Consider the following 18,016-nt stretch of genomic DNA (forward strand, 5'->3'; position numbering starts at 1 on the left):
TGCGGTGATCAGCTTCAGAGTTTGAGAACTTCGGGTTGGCCGAAATAGTGTAACGCACACCCCACCGAACCGACAGCGCACGCGATTTCACTTTCCCAATCACGCGGAAAAGTCGGATAGTCGCCATCAGGGTTTTCTGCTAAACTTCCGCCGAGGAAAACACGGATGTTGACTGAATTCCCCCATAGCAACCAAAATATTTCACAGCCTCCGAAGCGACTCGGCTGGCATGCGCTGGCGTTCGGCGGTCTTGCGGTTGCGGTGTTGGCCTCTTTCTTCTTGGGATTCTCGCCGGTTCGGTTTTCTCACGTCGAGACTGGCCAACTCATCGCGGCTCCGCACGTCGAGAATGTCGGGAAGCGTCTCGAAGCGACACATCGTCAGCTGGCGGAATCACGTCCGTCTCTGAACCCCGATCCGGAACAAAGCCCGGTTCTGCTGGCTCCGCAGGAACAGGCAACACCGATTTCTTCCGAGAAATTACCCGTGGCCACTTCACCGGTTCGTTCTGTAGAGACTGCATCGTTCGAGCATCTGGCAGGCGAGCAACGGAATGTTGTGCAAGCTTCCTTCGCGACACCGCAGGTTGCGGTTCGCACCGAGAGCCCCCGAACAATCGCCCACGAGAGCCAGCTTCCCGCACCAAAGCGACCGGCGGAGATCTCACGCGAACTGTTCAAAAGTGATTCGGCGAGGGCAACGGTTGTGGTGTTCCTGTCCGCGGAGTGTCCGGCAAGCATAGGGTCGGTTCCGCAGCTTGCTCGTTTACACGCGGCTTGGGAAGATCTGGGGGTTCATTTCGTCGGCGTACTGGCTGATCCTGATTCCTCGAAAGAATGGGCCACCTGGTTCCAACGTGTGAATCGATTACGGTTCGGAATTCTTGCGGATCAGACCGGCAGGATTCGCCAAACGTTCCAGCCGACACATACACCGGAAGTATTCGTACTGAACGCACAACGCGAACTCGTCTATCGGGGTCGTATCGACGATCGGTTCGCAGAGTCCCGCCGTTTTCAGGTTCCACAGACCTATCTCGACGATGCAATTGCAGCAGTCGTCTACAGCGAACGTGTGCCCGTTGCCCGCACGCGAGCCATCGGTTCCCCCATCGAGACATCGATGCCGCCCAACTCTGCGACACAGTTCGCCGAACGCCCAAACCATTCCCCGGCGACCGAAAATTCACACCCTCGTGATCCCGGCGTGTGGCACCGCTCCAACTGACCATAGATAGCCGCAATACTCCCTCAAAGCCGCTTGGAGTTGCAAACCCGCCGTTAGCACGGTGTGATGGTTGTGCACGGTCGAACGTGGTTGTTCTCGATTCGAACATCACCTTCGACAGATTCTGCGAACATCGGGTTCACTCCGAGTCTTGAAGGGGTTTCAAATGGACTATCGACTGTCGACCCTGGTCTTGTTGTTTCTTCCGTCTGTGCTGCTCTCGGAGGAGCTCCAGATTCCTCGGCAATGGGAGTATTCCGCCCCACTAATTCAGCCCGAAGATCGCGATCAAAATCGCAGCTATGCGCAAAAAGATCCGACGGTCGTGTTTCACGACGAGCGATGGCATGTCTTCATGACCATCAAACTACCTAGCCGCTCCGTCATCGAGCATTGCTCTTTTGAAAATTGGCAACAGGCGAACTCGGCCGAACGGACAATTCTGAGCGTGAGCGATTCCGACTACTATTGTGCTCCGCAAGTCTTTTGGTTTGAGCCGCATCAACTCTGGTATTTGATTTACCAAGTCGGCATGCCGAATACCAAGAAAATGTGGGTTGCCTATTCGACGACCAAGACGATCGATGATCCGACATCTTGGACAAAGGCAAAGCCAATCCTCGATGGTGGTGCCGACGATCCGCGAACTGTGGGCGGACTCGACTATTGGATTATCTGTGATGACCAGCGTGCCTATCTATTCTTTACCAGCCTCAATGGAAAAATGTGGAGACTTTCGGCTGACATCAAAGAGTTCCCCTATGGTTTTGCGAATTGTAAACTCGCATTGCAGGCGGATATCTTTGAAGCAAGCCATACCTATCGTCTCAAAGATCGAAATCAATACTTCACGATCATCGAGGAAAACGGGCAACGATATATGAAAGCCTATGTTGCCGACCGTCTAGACGGAGATTGGCATCCGATCGCTGATACCTTCAAACATCCCTTTGCCAGTGCAGCTAACACAAAACCTCAGAAAGGGGTTAATGCCTGGACCGACAATATTAGTCACGGCGAACTAATTCGCGATAGTAACGATCAGACTTTGACAGTCGATCCAGACAACTTGCAATTGATGTTTCAAGGACTATTGCAGAAAGAAAAGCACGGTCGCAATTACGGGCAATATCCCTGGCGAATCGGCCTTCTGAAACCAGCCAAGTAAAAGGGATTTCGGGCATAGGAATTCTCCGCTTGCCTGCCAGTGACTTGAGCACGTTTGCAATTTCATTCAAGAAACAGTGTGATACACGTCGCTTAGTCAGTTCTATGAGATCGGCCGACTGATATTCAGTGATCATAAAGGATTCGATAACGATGATAACAAGACGCTCACTATTGAGAACCCTAGTAGTACTGGTCAGCTTGACACTAAGTAGTACAGTCGACGCCGGACCGAAGCCAAACTTTATTGTGATTAACATTGACGATCTTGGCTATGGAGACATCGGTCCGTATGGAAACAAGGTCAATCGCACACCAAACCTCGATCGCATGGCGAAAGAAGGTCGCAAGCTTGCTAGTCATTATGCAGCGCCCGTGTGCTCGCCATCACGCGCATCTCTGATGACGGGATGTTATCCCAAGCGTGCACTCAGTATTCCGCACGTTTTGTTTCCAGGCAATGATGTCGGACTGCACCCGAATGAAATTACCGTCGCCGAGCTACTGAAGAAACAGGGATATGCAACAGGAATCGTCGGGAAATGGCATCTCGGTGATCAGCCTGAGTTTTTACCGACTCGACAAGGTTTTGATTCGTACTACGGGCTTCCCTATTCCAACGATATGGGCCCTGCTGCCGATGGCGTTAAAAGCAACCTAGGAGCTCCATTCCCTAAGAGGCGAAATGGTAAAGGTCAGCCGCCGCTACCATTATTGCGAAATGAAACTGTGTTACAGCGTGTGCTACCCAAAGATCAGCAAGCGATTGTCGAGAACTATACAACTGAAGCAATTCAATTTATCCGCGAGCATCAAACGGAACCCTTCTTTCTCTATCTCCCTCATTCCGCTGTGCACTTTCCGCTATATCCCAGCGAACGATTCCGAGGCAAAAGTGATCACGGCTTATTTGGGGACTGGGTCGAGGAAGTCGATTGGAGTGTGGGCGAAGTTCTCGATGCAGTTCGCGAGTTAAAGTTGCAAGATAACACGCTAGTCATTTTCACTTCGGACAATGGCGGTCAACCTCGACACGGCGCAATTAACACACCGTTGCGAGGCGGTAAAGGCAGCACCTGGGAAGGCGGAATCCGCGTACCGACGATTGCATGGTGGCCTGGCAAAGTTCCTGCAAACACCGAAACTTTTGCCATCACAAGCATGATGGATATTCTCCCGACTTTCACCATCCTAGCGGGTGGAGAAATCCCAAGTGATCGCAAAATCGATGGCCACGATATTCGACCGATTCTCTTCGACGAGCCAGATGCGAAGTCTCCTTATGATCAGTTTCTGTACTATCGAGGTCTTAACCTTCAAGCCGTTCGCAGCGGTGCGTGGAAACTCATTCTGAAATCGGGGGAACTCTACAACCTCGATCAGGATATCAGCGAGTCAAAGAACGTTGCGAAAGCCCATCCAGATGTCGTCCACCGATTGCAGAAGATCGCTGCAGATACGAAAGACGACCTCGCAACCGAGGGGCTCGGCCCTGGCTGTCGTCCATTAGGACGCGTGAAAAATGCACAGCCATTGATCGACCACGATGGCAATGTACGTCCGGGGTTCGAGCTTAAGAACTAGTGGCCGACGAAGACCGCAACTAGCCAACGCATCAACGGAGACTTGTGTTTCTCGGTCTCGCAAGGCATGATGGTTTTCGATCTCCCGATTCATCTTGTCGTAAGGAAATCCGACAATGAACGATTCACCTCGCCGCACGTTTCTCAAGCAAGCCGGCTTGGCAGCCGCCGTTTGGACCGGAGTTTCAAGTCCTGCAGGTGCGGCAGAGTCGGATCGTTTGCGGATTGGTGTCATTGGCCCTGGTGGCATGGGGACATACCACCTGCGATTGCTAACGTCAAACCCGGAAGTTGAGATCGCTTGGGTCTGCGATGTCGACGAGCGGCGTCTCGCGAAAGCCGCCGAGCATGTCGAGTCGGTCACGGAGAAACGGCCGCAAACCTCGACAGACATGCGGAAGGTCTTCGATGATCCAACCATAGACGCGGTTTTCATTGCCACACCGGACCATTGGCACGCACCGGCTGCAATTCTCGCATTGGATGCCGGCAAGCATGTTTATGTCGAGAAGCCGTGCTGTCATAACATCCGCGAAGGACGCTTGATGATCGAGGCAGTCAAGCGGAGCGGCAAGTGTCTACAGGTAGGTACGCAAAGTCGCAGTACAGAGACCGTTCGCAAGGGTGTCGAGAAAGTCCTGAACGGGGAGATTGGCGAAGTTCTGGTGACGAAAGCTTGGAATAGCCAACGTCGTGCAAACATTGGTCATCGCGAAGCAACTGATCCGCCAGGTTATCTCGATTTCGATAATTGGACCGGCCCGGCACCCAAGCTACCTTATCAGACCAATTTGCTGCCGGGAGTATGGCGGTGGTGGCATAATTTCGGCTGTGGTGACATGGGAAACGACGGAGTGCACGATATCGACGTTGCCCTTTGGGGGTTCGGCGTGGAAGAACACCCGTCACGAGTTGCTTGTTTCGGCGGGAAGTATCATTTTGACGACGATCAACAATTTCCCGATACCCAGTACGCAGTTTTCGAATATCCGGAAACGGGGCGACCGGTCGGGCGTCAGAAACAGTTCATCTTTGAGCAACGCATCTGGTCTCCTTACCCGCAGGAAAGTTATGAGAATGGGTGTGCGTGGTATGGTACCAAAGGCATGCTTGTGATGGGCCACACCCAGGGATGGCGATTGTACGGCGAGCGTGGAAAATTGCTGGATCAACAAACCGGCGGCGTGGACTTAACTTCGCATCATCAAAACTTCTTCGACTGCGTGCGGGGGAAGAAGTCAAAGCTCAACGCAAGTATCGAAGTCGGTCACCGGGCAGCGACATTGGTCCATCTGGCGAACATCGCCTGCCGCGTGGGTTCGGTACTGGAATTCGATCCCGAGGCCGAAGAAATTGTGAATCATGCGAAAGCAAATGAACTTGTCGGTCGCAAGTATCGAGACCATTGGGGAACGCCGAAACATGGTTAGGTGACGCAAGGGAACGCTGCGTCTACGTGGCGACTGGCTCACTGAGGAGCGAGAGTGCTCCGAGGCCGTAGAAGGTGTATTCGACGTCGGCTTGCTCGTCCCAACTGGCTCCCCGGAATCCCCCGGTGGGAAACTCAAGCCACTCCGTGAAGAATTGGCGAGCCTGTCCACGATCGATCAGCCGTTCCCGTCCAATTTCGCTCAGCGTCAATAGCCCCGTGAATGTGGAAAGACCATCCGCGAACGGGATACGCGTATTGGCCTGGAAACCGCCTTCATCGCTCCGCACATCTCGGAGATACGCTGTCACATCGTCGCCGATTTCCCGGTCGAGATAATTCAGGATACTCAGCGTCGCAACCGCTGCAGCCGTCGGATTGGTGCCGCTACGTTTCATCGGTGCGATTTCGACGAACCCACCGTCGTCGCGTTGCCGATCAAATAGAAACTGCGCTAACGCATTCGGACGTGGCAACGGCTGCCCAATCAATTCGTAAGCCAATACGACCAGAAACGACTGGTAGGTGCTACCGGCGGCCCCTTCAGCGCTTTTCGAATATCCACCATCATTGGTCCGCACACTTTCTAACCGCGCGGCAATCTGTTGCGGCCAGTCAGCGTCGTCGTTCACGAAGACATCCGGACCACCGGCCAATTGCACGACGACTGCCGAACTCAGCCAACTCAGAAGGTCGACGATACTCAGAGTTCGCCAATCATGGGATTGCAGGAAACGACCAATCGTTTCGGCTTCATCCGCCCCGATTCCCCCAAGCATCGACAAACATCGGACGGCGAAACTCGTGTAGTAGATGTCCGACTCTCCCTCGCGTCCCCGAAATCCGCCATCTGGCATCTGGTGAGCCAATACAAACCTTCGGTGCCGATCCCTCCGGTCCGGCTCCCAATCGACAACTCCTTCAGAAAGGCGGTTGGCCAAGCGAAGTAAATACGGTTCTGATGGCGTCATAAGTTCAATAACGTTTCAGCGTTCGAAAAAAAAACACGCGAATGATGGCCTGTGGAAAATTCGACACCCCCAATGCTCCGCACACACCCTCGTCCTTGCCAATAGGGAAGGGAGTCGGTAAGCGTGTCACGGCCCATCGGTCGATTGCGAACGATTCACCCGTCATGAATCGTCGTCATGCACGATACGTCACGCGGCGTCAATGCTGAATGTCAGTCGGCGGGATATGCGTGTCGATGTGGAAACAACGAATCTTTTCGATGGTAACAGAGGGTAAGTGTCGACGAAAGCTCTGGCTGTCGGCGAGTGACTCGCCTTTACGCGGCCACCTTCTACAATGGAGCGACCTTGTAACTGTCACAACTTTGGGAATCGCAGATCGCCGATGTTGAAATTCGCCTACCGGAACCTCCGCAACCGCATGCTGCGGACGATGCTGTCGCTACTTGGATTGACAGTGGCAATCGCTGGGATGATCGGCCTTTTCTCCGTTGCCGAAGGATTGGACGAAACCGTTTCGACCACATTCGGACGTGTTCCCGGTTTAGCTGCCATGCAGCCCGGTGCTCCAATGCCGTTGTTCTCGACGCTTCCAGCAGCGTGGGGCGAGGAAATCGCCGCCGTCGATGAAGTCCACACGGTCGTCGCTGAGATTTGGCAACGTGTCAATGTGATCAATCAAAAAATGATCTTCAGCCCACCCAGACTTCTCTACGGCAGCGATCTCGAAAAACGATTGTTGCTGGAGTCCGATCTGTATCGGGAGTCCATCAAATCCGGACGATTTTTATCCCTTGAAGATCGTGGCACCCGCAACTGTCTCATCAGCGAACCAATTGCCGAAGAGTTTGAAGTCGAAGTCGGCGATTCGTTAACAGTGAACAGCCAACAAGTGGAAATCGTCGGCATCTATAAATGCGATTCCCTGCTGCTCGATATCGCGATTTTGATGGACATTGACACCGTCCGAAAAATGACGCGTTTCGATCCCGGAACGGTATCAAGCTATTACATCGAACAAACCGAATCGGCAAACAAAGACGCTGTGGTTGACAAGATTCGCGAGGTATTTCGCAACCGTGAGTTGCCACCTTGGACCCCATCCGCATTACAAAGCATGGCGGGTTCGGGTACGGACGGTTGGATCGACGCCTTCACCCAGAAACTCAACTTGATATTGAAGTGGTTTGCAAGCCGTCAGGTTGCGAGAGTTGAAGCTGTCGAAACACAAGATCCTGCAACCCCCACGGAAGCAGCGACCGATCCTAGTTCCATGACATCGCCCAATAGCACGGGGGACACCGACTTTGTTGTCCGCCCTGATATGCCTATCGAAGTTCGAACTGCTGAGAGTTGGGCGAAGCGGTTCGACCGACTAGCAGACGACCTGAACGTCTTTCTTGGTTTGCTCACTGCGATCGGGCTGTTTATCGCCGTGCTGAGTATCATCAATACGATGGTCATGAGCGTCAGCGAGCGGATCATTGAATTCGGAATTCTGAAAGCCAATGGGTGGTCGAAACAAGATGTGCTGAAGTTGATTACTTGCGAAAGCGGACTAATTGGTTTCGGTGGCGGCTTGTTAGGCTGCATCGTCGGCTGGGTTGGCGTGCAAGTGGTAAACTGGCAATGGCCCACACGAGTCGAATTATATGCTAGCCCAGGGCTACTGATATTCGGCGTCCTGTTTGCAACTACACTCGGAGTGCTCGGGGGTCTATACCCCGCGTTTTGGGCCATGCGAATGATGCCCATGGATGCAATTCGCCGCGGCTAGTCACGTGCGGCAGTTTCAGTCAAAACTACGCCATAACTCCGTCCCGCTCAGGTTGAAAAATGAGTTCTGTGACTTTGAGTTGGAGCAACCCATGCGGGATGTTCCAACGTATCATGTCACCCACTTGAGTACCGATGATTGCAGTTCCGATCGGGGCGAACACCGAAAGCTTGCCTTCAGCAATATTTGCTTCATCCGGATAAACGAGCGTGTAAGTTTCCTCCTCTTGATCCAACAGATCGTATAGACGAACCGTCGAGTTCATCGTTACAACATTCGGTGGAATGTCTGCTGCGGACACAATCTCAGCAAGACTTATCTCGCGACGCAGTTCCTGAAGATATGGTTTGTCGCTAAACGCAGATGCAAATTTACTAGTCAACAAATTTGCCAAACGCTCATGGTCATCATAACTAACGATGATCTGACGTTTGCTCTCCATGATGAAGACTCCTTCCGACTCGACGGTAAGCTCAAGTTGTCAGTTTTAGAACAGTCTAGTTGTATCAGAACTCGATACACACTTTCGTGTGTACGGTTCTTGGAAACGTCACAATCAATGCTTAGGGCCGCATTATCGAAACCTCGCGTCAGCGGATCAAGAAGAACTCAGGGTCGAAGTGCGTAATTGTGTAAAACAAGAGCAATGCTAGGATCGGAATAATTAAGATCCAAGCTGCAGCTTGCCCGACGAACTTCCACTCTTCATCGTTCGTAGTAGACGGAAGCAAAGATTGCTTTATCGGTTTCCGTCGCAAACGTCGATCGATCTTGGGATAAGACGCTTGGAAATGTTTTAGTTTCGAATGGAAAGGGTTCTTCAATAGGTTTGCTGACATGATGTCACCTCATGATCGGGTTGCATACATGTCTCTAATGCAAAAGTCGGACCAATGAAGTTCCGATGGCAAAAATATCGTCTCCAGCCATCACCATTTTCGATTAAAGTTGGAACGCCACTTCGCGGAGCGTTGGTCTGTAAGTCCTATAACAGGCAACAGGATGTATCGCATCGATTAAAGGGATTGGGCAGCGAGCCCCCTCCTTCGAAGCAAATAAAGCCACATGCGAGAAATTTCGATTCGTTTGATTAAGCGACGGTGAATCTATCCACTCACAGCGTCATGCGACACTTGGAGTTGACACGTACGCCGTCGCACTATGAATGTCGGGACAGATTGGTCTCCGAACTCGTGCATCGCATGCATGAAACTGCATAAGAGGCTGGGCGGGTACTGAGAGCCGACTTGCAAGGGGCTCTACCTCCCAGGGTTGATACCGGCAACGGGTCAAGCGTGCTACTCGATTAGCGACGGAATTCAGCGGCGTCGAGGCCGTGTCGAGCGAGCAGCTTGTGCATTCCCTGTCTCGAAAGGCCTGCTTGTTGAGCCGCCTGTGAGACATTCCCGCCATGCTTTTCAAGCAATGCTGTTAAGTAGCTTTGATCGGCGTTGTCGAGAGCCTCTTCTCGCGAGATCTCCGCTAAGACAGAAACCGGCCGGGCCATTGATGCCTTTGGTTCCCGCATCGGTCTTGGTAGATCAGACAATTGAACGGTTTCCGTGCGAGAAAGTGCAACCGCCCGTTCGATGACGTTTCGCAGTTCGCGAATGTTGCCCGGCCATTCATACTGGCGAAAACAATCAACGACCTCATCCGAGAACTGAGTTACCCGATTCTGACCCTGTTGCAACTTCGCTAAAAACGCGTGAGACAACAGAATGACATCGTCTTCACGGTCTCGAAGTGGCGGCAACTCGATGTGTATCACGCCGAGTCGATAGAAGAGATCCTGACGGAACCGCCCGGCATCGACTTCCTTCTCCAGATCCCGGTTCGTCGCGCAAATGTATCGGGTGTCGACGCGATGCGTTTCACTCTTTCCGACAGGTGTGAAGGCATGCTCTTGGACCGCACGGAGTAACTTCGCCTGTGACGCGAGTGGAAGTTCACCGAGCTCGTCAAAGAATGCAGTGCCGAGATGACTACGCGTCAACAATCCCTCTTGATCCTTAACTGCTCCCGTAAACGAACCTTTGACGTGGCCGAACACAACGGACTCGAATAACGACTCTGGTATTGCAGTGCAGTCGATGACTTGGAAGTTATGGTCACTGCGTCGACTATGATCATGAATCGCCTTGGCAATCACTTCTTTACCAGTGCCGCTCTCGCCACTAACCAAAATATTTGTGTCGGTCTGAGCAACTCGGTCAACGATTTCCAGTACGTCCATTATTGGCCGACTGCGACCGATGATCTCGGGAAACTTTGCTAGCAATGCATCATCGTCAGGCCGGATCGCAGCCGGTTTCGGAACGGTTGCAGGAGCATGTGCCATGACACGCTGTACGCTAGCCAAGAGAGCTTCATACTTGACCGGCTTAAGCAAATAGTCGGCAATACCCAGTCGAACGCTCTCAATCGCCGTTGGCAAGGACGGTACACCGGTAATCACGATTAAAGGAATATGAGGCCAATGCGAGCGTCCTTGACGTAACAATTCAAGCTTCAAGTTGCCGGGCATGTTAAGGTCAGACAGGATAAGATCGAACTGTTCATTTTGCAGTTTCTCCAATGCAGATTCGCCATCGGAGACGCATTCGCATTCGTACCCGGCTTGTTCTAGTAGTTGACCAGTCGTCCTCAGGTATAAAGGCTCGTCGTCGGCAATGAGAATTCGTTGTTTGGTTTGTGACTTAGTCATCACTTGCAATCCGCCGAGGTATCGTAATCGTCACACAGGCACCGTTCTCGGGTTTGTTGTTTCGTATGGTGATCGTTCCGCCCATCGCTTCTGTTAAGCTACGAGATACTGAGAGCCCTAAGCCCATCCCCTCGCGTGTTCCAATCTTAGTACTAAAAAATGGATCAAAGAGTCTGGCTGCGACCTGCTCGGAGACACCGTCGCCTTGGTCGATAACCGCCAACTCAGCCTTCGACCGCGTTGTGGAAATCAAGATCTGGACAACACTTTTGGGTGGCGTTGCTTGAATTGCGTTGCGAACTACATTGAGAAGAATCTGTTTCAATTCGCCTTCTCGAAGGACGACTTCAGTCTCCTTGAGTTCTTTATTAGTGACGCAATCTCTTTTCGTGATTGTTAGTTGAATGTCTGATTTGCTGGCAAGAGGCTGCGCGAGTACAATGACATCGTTGACGACGCGACACAGATCGAATTGTATTGGCGGCTGCTGACTCGGGCGATAGAGCTGATACATCTGATGCGTGATTGCACTAATGCGTTCGATCTCGCCATCAATCAATTCTAGCAACTCATAGTTTTGATCGTCGGGAGTGAGATTACTTTTGAAGAGGGCAAAAGCATTGCGAATACCGGCTAAGGGGTTATTGACTTCATGAGCTATTCCAGCCGCCATCTGCCCGAGCGCAACCAGCTTTTCCATCTTTAGACGTTGTTCTTCAAGCTGCGCGATCTTGGCAGTTCTCTCCTGCACAAGCTGTTCCAAGTGCTGATTGTGAAGTCGTAATTCTTCCCGCAAGTGATGACGTTCCGTGACATCACGAATGCTCGCACGAAAACCAAGATGCCGATGCGCGTCGTCATAGATCGGCTGCCAAGAAACGGCACCCCAACGCTTTGATCCATTCCGATGGATGAGCTGAAACTCGATATCGTTCCCACTACCGCCGGCTTTTGCATCGGACAAGACCTTGGAAATCTTGTCGCGGTCGGTATCAGCGACCAGGGGGAGCGGATAGTCCGTCATTGCAAGACAATCATTCGGAGAAAACCCCGACAAACGTTCAATCGCTGCATTCATCCATAGAACTTGTCCATCTGGCGCATGCCAGCTTTCAGAGTCATAGGTATAATCCGCAATTGCACGAAACACATCGGTGTTGATGTGTCCGCTATCTTCATCTTCGCGTAGCAATTCACTTGTCATAGACTTCATTGTAACGAGTGCTGTGATGTCAGCGAACAAAAACCCTCGGCAAGCGAATCTGTCTGGGATACCGCTTGATAGGCGTTCACACGAGCTAGCAGATGAAAGTACCATCCGTTCAGGCCAAGTGCTGGGTGAAAAAGACGCCAGGCTGCTACGGTTGTATTGCGCCAAGATAACTTAGCACGCATTTCGAGTTCTTGAGTCGTAGAGACGCAAAGTTCGTGCCGGGTGATGAGACTGCACTCAACCTGCGTGAAACGCGAAGATTTGTTCGTTAGACGAGCGTCGACAGCCAAACGTGTGTCAACTTGAGTTGACACAGGCAACTGAAAGCGACATTGCGAGAGCGAAACACTTTATTCCGCTAAGGCCGGGACACTCTTTAACATAATTAAGCTGCGCCGAGCGTTCGCTGTCGAGTTTTGGAATACGATTTCGTTGCCGTGTTCCCAGTCATTCGTGGGAACAGACTCGTCACACGGCCACGCGAGCCCGTTCAATGGCAGATTAAACACGATGCGATGTGATGTGTTCGATGGTCGTTTGCGAATGTCTCACGGAACGGTCAATCTTTCCATAATCCTGGCTTGGTTTCCGTCAGGATTTCGAGAATCGCTTGTCGATCCGTTGGTGAGAGATGAGCGAAATCCTCGCTTTGATTTTTTCCGGTAAGGATGTCACGGAGTGTAGTGGTGACATACCGGTGGACTTCCTTGGGCAGTGCATCGAAGGCGGGAGAATAAATCAGATAGCTGCATGGATACTTGAAAAGACGGGTACTAAGGTCGAGCTTGCGGAGCGATCTTCCGTGACTATCACGTGGACCTCGCGACTCAAAGTCCCGTGCGAACGTCGTCGACCCTTGGACCGGTGCGGTCAACTGAAATTCTTCCGCGAACAATAAGTATCGTAGCAGTTTGTCCCCGGCAGCTTTGATTCTCCGCCCCGTTGAGTCACTCCGGTAATCGCCTGGTCGATTCAAGGCTGCATTCATGATCCCATCATGGTGGACGGCGCGACGATTCTCATAGCTCGCAGCCGTGATCAAATTCTGCATTTGTGTTTGATGTTCTAAAACCATCAAAGCTACGATATCACTATGGCTAGTCAGATAAGGTTCGACATCGAATCGACTGCTTAGGTCAGTGACATTCGCACCGAATTCTCGGTCAATATCTTCTGGATGAAGCCGGCTCTTAGAAATGACATTACCCATATGTCGCATCTTGCCATGTGTACCGGTCACGTACCATCCGCCCCACCGTTGTTCAAACGGACTGGAATGATCAATTGTAAACGTGCCCGATCCATAATGCGGTTGACCGCCGGCATTGACGAATACCGATCGCACCAATCCTCCTGGAACTTTTTGAGTCCGTGCCGACGAATGGCAGATCATGCATTGCCCTTGGTCACGAACGATTCTTGGTCGCTTGCTTGGCTGCTGATTGAGAGTGTAAAAGACCTGCCCAAGTTGTGGGTCGGTTGTCATAATCTCAAGGACGTCGCCTCCTTGGACCCAACCAACATAGGATTCGTCGTTAAAATACAGAGCACGCGGACGCCGAGGCGAGATCTTGTGGAGCTGAAAACTAGTCTGCGAGTGAACTAGTACCTGCGATGAATGTTGAATGTCCAACTCCGCGAGGATTGACTTCAAGTAACCATGCTGATCGTCGTAAGTTAGCGTGAGATCACCACTATCGAGCTTCGATTGCAGTCGGACAACAGCGTCTTGCGGCGTCGACTGACTATAGTTGATTGGCTCTAGATCGAAGTCAAGTTGAGCGGATACGGTCGTTGTCCAAATACCGATTCCCCACAGAAATCCAAGCCATTGGAGTGGGGGTATTGTAGTGTATTCTCGCTGAAAACGTGGCATCAGCTAACCTCTTGATTTGCAGAAATGGCGACATCACAATCGGGGCAAGCCTTGGCTAAAAACCCATAGCCTGTCGCTTCTCACGAATGTACTGAATGTGATGCGGTATGTGATTGGTGATGTTCTGGAGCAAGGTTTTTAAGGACATTTTGCCATCTTCAGAGTGTGTCCCAATCCGTTGAAAATCCGCAGCTGAAAGTGTACCGAGTATCGTTGCAACCTGTTGACGAACGGCTTCGATAAGCTTCAACTCGTCGCTGACCTGACGATAAGAATAAGCCAGATGAGTTGCGAACACATCCGGATCACCACCGAAGAACGTTGGGTTCTCCTCGGCAATTACGCGTTTGATTCGATCAGCATAGATCGGTTCAAAGTCAGCGATGTGACAGATCACTTGACGAGTCGACCAGCGACCCGGAATCGGAGTCAGATCGAGTTGTCGATCGGTCAAACCGTCGACCGCTTCGCGAAGCAAACTCGGTCCTGCAATATATTGATCAATGAGTTCGGGAATCGACATGACGTAGATTTACGGAGTCCGAATTTTCAGAGGCATTTTTATGACGAGACCTGCAGTGCGATCAGCATTGCTACTGCGAGCCGGTAGATGGCATTTCAAACATGAAGCAGAGAGTCGAATCGCACCGACGTATTGATAGGAGTTGGCGGATTGCAACTCGTAGAAGTCTTTACCAGAACTCAAGAGGCGAACGGCTTCCTTGTCAAATTCGCTTTTCGGTTCGTGGTCGATGTCCATCGCTCTAGCGTTGATTGCAAGCCATCGAAGTTGCACGTTGTGACTGCGTGTTAGTTCCTTGAAGACATCTTCCAGCGAATGTGAAGGAATTGGCAAACCCTCATCCTCTCGGAAGAAGTCACGATGCATAATCTGCAGGGACCCGTGAATTGTTTCATGCAAGAGGCGAGCTCGCCCACGAGCTTCGTCCACCGTACTAGGTGAGTTATTGTTGTCCTGCGTCTCTTGATGTTCTGACGGTTGTGATTCTTTTTCGACGGCGTAGACCGTTTGTAGACGCGACTGCGAGTGCAGTCCCCAGTAAGATAATGCGATCACCAAGACGGCAACCGTCCAATACGATAAATCGGCTCGTTGACGTGGCACAATTTGACTCCGCGTATGAGAAATGTCAGGTTCTGTCCAACTCATCAATAGACCATTTTCCGATCGGTAACCGATCTGGAAGTCAGATGACTTGTTGAACGAGCCTTGAAAATCCGATGCTCCTGCACGTCCTTCGGTGCGATTCAACGATGAAGTCTGACTCAAGAAACCGGGCATTCGCAGTTGCGGCAGTCTGATTTCGGCAAGTACGAATTTCAGGATATTGAAGTTTCGAAACAAGCATGTTCTGGCATTGAGGAATAGTCAGTTCTGCCGGGGCGTGTCACGACTTTGGATCACTGAGAAGCAAAAGCGATACGCTGTTGTGATTTCGATAACACCGAGCTATGTGGTTCGTTGAGAGTTCAAATAGCAGGCAGACGTCGGGGTATGTGGGTGTGGTGGTGAGGGTGGCTATCCAACAGGGATGACACGTTCGTCGACCATTGAAACTAGACGTCCCTATCCAGTTTGTCAAGCGAATTCCCTCGCGTCGCTCTATGAAGACAATTTGAATTTCATGTTGCGTACCTCCGCCAGCGTAGTCCGGCAGCTTCGAAACGGCTAACATTTTGCGGACGTGCAAGGACGGCTCAATATCGGTTCTTAATCTACTTGGCGAGAGTACTGTTCGATGAAAAATAGGTTGTTGCTGGCATACGGATTCGCGTCGTTGTTGCTGGGCTCTATCGACTCGGTATCTGCTATCGATGCCGACAGACATGTTGTGGTGGTCTCTCTCGATGGGTTCGCGGCCTACTTGGTCGATGATCCACGGGTCCCCCTTCCGACGATTCGCCAACTTGTCCGTGAGGGCTGTATCGCTGAAGGCGGTATGACGGTGTCAAATCCGTCTGTCACGTGGCCTAACCACACCACCTTGGTGACCGGTGTGTGTCCCGGGAAGCACGGTGTGCTGGCGAATGGCGTTCTTGCACGGGGTGGGATCGGATTGCCAACTCGGATCGACTCGAACCGCGATCAGAGCGACTTAGTCCAGATACCGACCGTCGTCGATGCTGCGCACGCTGCGGGATTGACAACGGCCGAAATCAACTGGCCTTGTACTCGCGGATCGGATTCTCTGGACGACTCGTTTTCCGATGCCCCATTGTCCGTCGAGAATATGACCCCTCGCCTACGGGCCGAGCTCTTGGAGTTGGGACTCCTGACCGACGAGACCACTGCGACTTTCAATAAAGTGAGTCCTGTCGGCCGGGATTATGTTTGGACACAGGCGGCCTGTCATGTCATCCGCCGACGTAAGCCGAATCTGTTGCTGGTCCACTTGCTGAACGTCGATAGCACGCATCATAACTTGGGGCCGCAAACATCGGCCGGTTATACGGCCAACGCTTATGCCGACATGTGTCTGTCGAAAATCATTGAGGCACTCGATGACGCCGGAATCCGTGATAAAACAACTTTGATCGTCGTTGCCGACCACGGATTCAGAACTACTCCGAAAGCGATTCGTCCGAATGTTCTTCTCCGTCAAGCCGGGCTGTTAACAGTCGACGACGGCAAGATCAGCACCGCCCAGGTGCACGTCATTTCTGAGGGAGGCATTGGACTGGTTTACTGCTCGAACTTGGCGGAGGCAACCGCGGAGTCGATTAAGTTCAAGAAGATGCTTGTGGGACGAGAAGGTGTGGCTGACGTTCTACTGCCCGAGGAGTTTGACGAAATTGGCCTGCCCCATCCACGAGATTACCGCCAAGCCCCCGATGCCGTCTTGGTTGCCGCCGATGGATATGCTGTCTCAAACTCGGTCGACGGCGATTCCTTTGTAGCCTCGAATACCGAAGCCCGGACCTCGATCGGTTCGCATGGTTTTCTGTCAAAAGATGTGAAGATGAACGCAATGTGCGTGCTATCTGGGGCAGGCATCCGCACGGGCGGCCATCTCACGGATGTCGAGAACATCGACATCGCTCCCACGATCGCGAAGCTGCTAGACATCGAATATACCCTGAGTGATGGAACTCCACTCATCTCGGCGATGACGTCCGCGAGTGAGAAATAGTCTTCACTCGAGAGCGAGTTGTTTCGACGCCCCAGCCACAGGGCAAGAGGAAAAAGACCCCGTCCTCTTGCCCGCATTACCGGCTGCTGCCGAAACCCACCAGCAATCGCGTTGCCGATCGATTTCTCGGCAATCAATTCATCATTGTGCAAGCTCGGCAAGTCATCGCTGCGTTCTAAAAGCATCGGGCACATGCGGAATGATTCGGGGCGATCACCCCATTCAATCGAGTTATTCTCGAAGTCGTCGCAAGTTCTAGCCCAAAGAAAAACGTGCTCCACAAGTCGATGCCAGATGGCAGCTTATGAAGCACGTTTTTGGAGCGGAGAGAGAGGGATTCACCTGAGGGGGTTGCGTAAGGCCCAGTGTGCAGGCGGGTTATGACGACAAGCTGTTACACAGCTTGGACTTGCAATCAACCGTCTGTTTTCGTTTGTGGTCTTGCTTTCTCGCCCTTTGTCATTTGTTTTGTCCCAATGGGACAAACGATCTTTGCGGCAGATATCTCCATCTGGAGGTATCTCGATGACGAATTCGTCACACGTTCAATCCCAAAACCAAAGCAGCCCTTTACGCGTCCTAATCCCCGCACGGGTCAGTGATCCTCGTCCCGGAAAACAGGATGAACGGTCGGTAACTGATCAAGAGGATTTGATTCGAAGTTGGATTGATCAAAATATATCGGAGCCATGCGAAATCGAAGTTTTCGCGAGCTCCGGGCGAGGCGAATGGTTGGACCGTGCGGAGTTCATCGAGCTTTGTGATAAGGTTGCGACCCGCCAGTACGATCTCGTTGTGACCGAAGACTTGGGCCGCATTATCCGTCGAATGCACGCGCACATCTTTTGCGAGGAGTGTGTGGATCATGGTGTGAGATTGATCGCGATCAACGACCATGTCGACACGGCACAACC

General features: G+C 51.9%; 14 protein-coding genes. 7 read left to right on the forward strand and 7 right to left on the reverse strand.

Features of this window, described 5'->3' with window-relative positions:
- The first annotated feature begins 165 nt into the window (after nt 1-165).
- The 4 genes from AC5DDB_RS15900 (at nt 166) to AC5DDB_RS15915 (ending at nt 5,407) form a co-directional block, all read left to right on the forward strand.
- Complete coding sequence (locus AC5DDB_RS15900) at nt 166-1,227, forward strand: redoxin domain-containing protein (RefSeq protein WP_491740721.1); 1,062 nt, start codon at nt 166-168, stop codon at nt 1,225-1,227.
- A 166-nt stretch (nt 1,228-1,393) separates the two neighbouring features.
- Complete coding sequence (locus tag AC5DDB_RS15905) at nt 1,394-2,395, forward strand: non-reducing end alpha-L-arabinofuranosidase family hydrolase (RefSeq protein ID WP_491740722.1); 1,002 nt, start codon at nt 1,394-1,396, stop codon at nt 2,393-2,395.
- A 248-nt stretch (nt 2,396-2,643) separates the two neighbouring features.
- Nucleotides 2,644-3,978, forward strand: a complete 1,335-nt coding sequence (locus AC5DDB_RS15910; RefSeq protein ID WP_491740723.1) for a sulfatase family protein — start codon at nt 2,644-2,646, stop codon at nt 3,976-3,978.
- Nucleotides 3,979-4,093: 115 nt separating this feature from the next.
- Complete coding sequence (locus AC5DDB_RS15915) at nt 4,094-5,407, forward strand: Gfo/Idh/MocA family protein (protein ID WP_491740724.1); 1,314 nt, start codon at nt 4,094-4,096, stop codon at nt 5,405-5,407.
- Nucleotides 5,408-5,429: 22 nt separating this feature from the next.
- Here AC5DDB_RS15915 and AC5DDB_RS15920 read toward each other — a convergent pair whose 3' ends face one another.
- Complete coding sequence (locus AC5DDB_RS15920; protein WP_491740725.1) at nt 5,430-6,377, reverse strand: prenyltransferase/squalene oxidase repeat-containing protein; 948 nt, start codon at nt 6,375-6,377, stop codon at nt 5,430-5,432.
- Nucleotides 6,378-6,762: 385 nt separating this feature from the next.
- On the opposite strand from AC5DDB_RS15920, the gene AC5DDB_RS15925 reads away from it, so the two are divergent.
- The gene (locus tag AC5DDB_RS15925; RefSeq protein WP_491740726.1) at nt 6,763-8,154 is read left to right on the forward strand and encodes an ABC transporter permease; all 1,392 of its coding nucleotides are present in this window, start codon (nt 6,763-6,765) and stop codon (nt 8,152-8,154) included.
- Between the two features lie 25 nt (nt 8,155-8,179).
- On the opposite strand, the gene rnk is transcribed toward AC5DDB_RS15925, so the two are convergent.
- The 6 genes from rnk to AC5DDB_RS15955 form a co-directional block, all read right to left on the reverse strand.
- Complete coding sequence (gene rnk / locus AC5DDB_RS15930) at nt 8,180-8,596, reverse strand: nucleoside diphosphate kinase regulator (protein WP_491740727.1); 417 nt, start codon at nt 8,594-8,596, stop codon at nt 8,180-8,182.
- An 864-nt stretch (nt 8,597-9,460) separates the two neighbouring features.
- On the reverse strand, nt 9,461-10,861 hold the full coding sequence (locus tag AC5DDB_RS15935) for a sigma-54-dependent transcriptional regulator (protein WP_491740728.1): 1,401 nt from the start codon (nt 10,859-10,861) through the stop codon (nt 9,461-9,463).
- Nucleotides 10,854-12,065 (reverse strand): sensor histidine kinase, encoded by a 1,212-nt coding sequence (locus AC5DDB_RS15940; protein WP_491740729.1) that lies wholly within the window; start codon nt 12,063-12,065, stop codon nt 10,854-10,856. The genes AC5DDB_RS15935 and AC5DDB_RS15940 overlap by 8 nt, the downstream gene beginning before the upstream one ends.
- A gap of 568 nt (nt 12,066-12,633) precedes the next feature.
- A complete protein-coding gene (locus tag AC5DDB_RS15945) occupies nt 12,634-13,950 on the reverse strand; it encodes a hypothetical protein (RefSeq protein ID WP_491740730.1) in 1,317 nt (438 codons plus the stop codon).
- A gap of 55 nt (nt 13,951-14,005) precedes the next feature.
- Complete coding sequence (locus AC5DDB_RS15950; protein WP_491740731.1) at nt 14,006-14,473, reverse strand: DinB family protein; 468 nt, start codon at nt 14,471-14,473, stop codon at nt 14,006-14,008.
- 9 nt (nt 14,474-14,482) lie between these two features.
- Nucleotides 14,483-15,121 (reverse strand): c-type heme family protein, encoded by a 639-nt coding sequence (locus tag AC5DDB_RS15955; RefSeq protein ID WP_491740732.1) that lies wholly within the window; start codon nt 15,119-15,121, stop codon nt 14,483-14,485.
- Nucleotides 15,122-15,710: 589 nt separating this feature from the next.
- Here AC5DDB_RS15955 and AC5DDB_RS15960 point away from each other — a divergent pair.
- Both AC5DDB_RS15960 and AC5DDB_RS15965 read left to right on the forward strand, forming a co-directional pair.
- The gene (locus tag AC5DDB_RS15960; RefSeq protein ID WP_491740733.1) at nt 15,711-17,102 is read left to right on the forward strand and encodes an alkaline phosphatase family protein; all 1,392 of its coding nucleotides are present in this window, start codon (nt 15,711-15,713) and stop codon (nt 17,100-17,102) included.
- Between the two features lie 525 nt (nt 17,103-17,627).
- Nucleotides 17,628-18,016: recombinase family protein (locus AC5DDB_RS15965; RefSeq protein ID WP_491740734.1), on the forward strand; the 389-nt coding region annotated here is incomplete at its 3' end.

The sequence above is a fragment of the Thalassoroseus sp. genome (genome assembly GCF_984380535.1).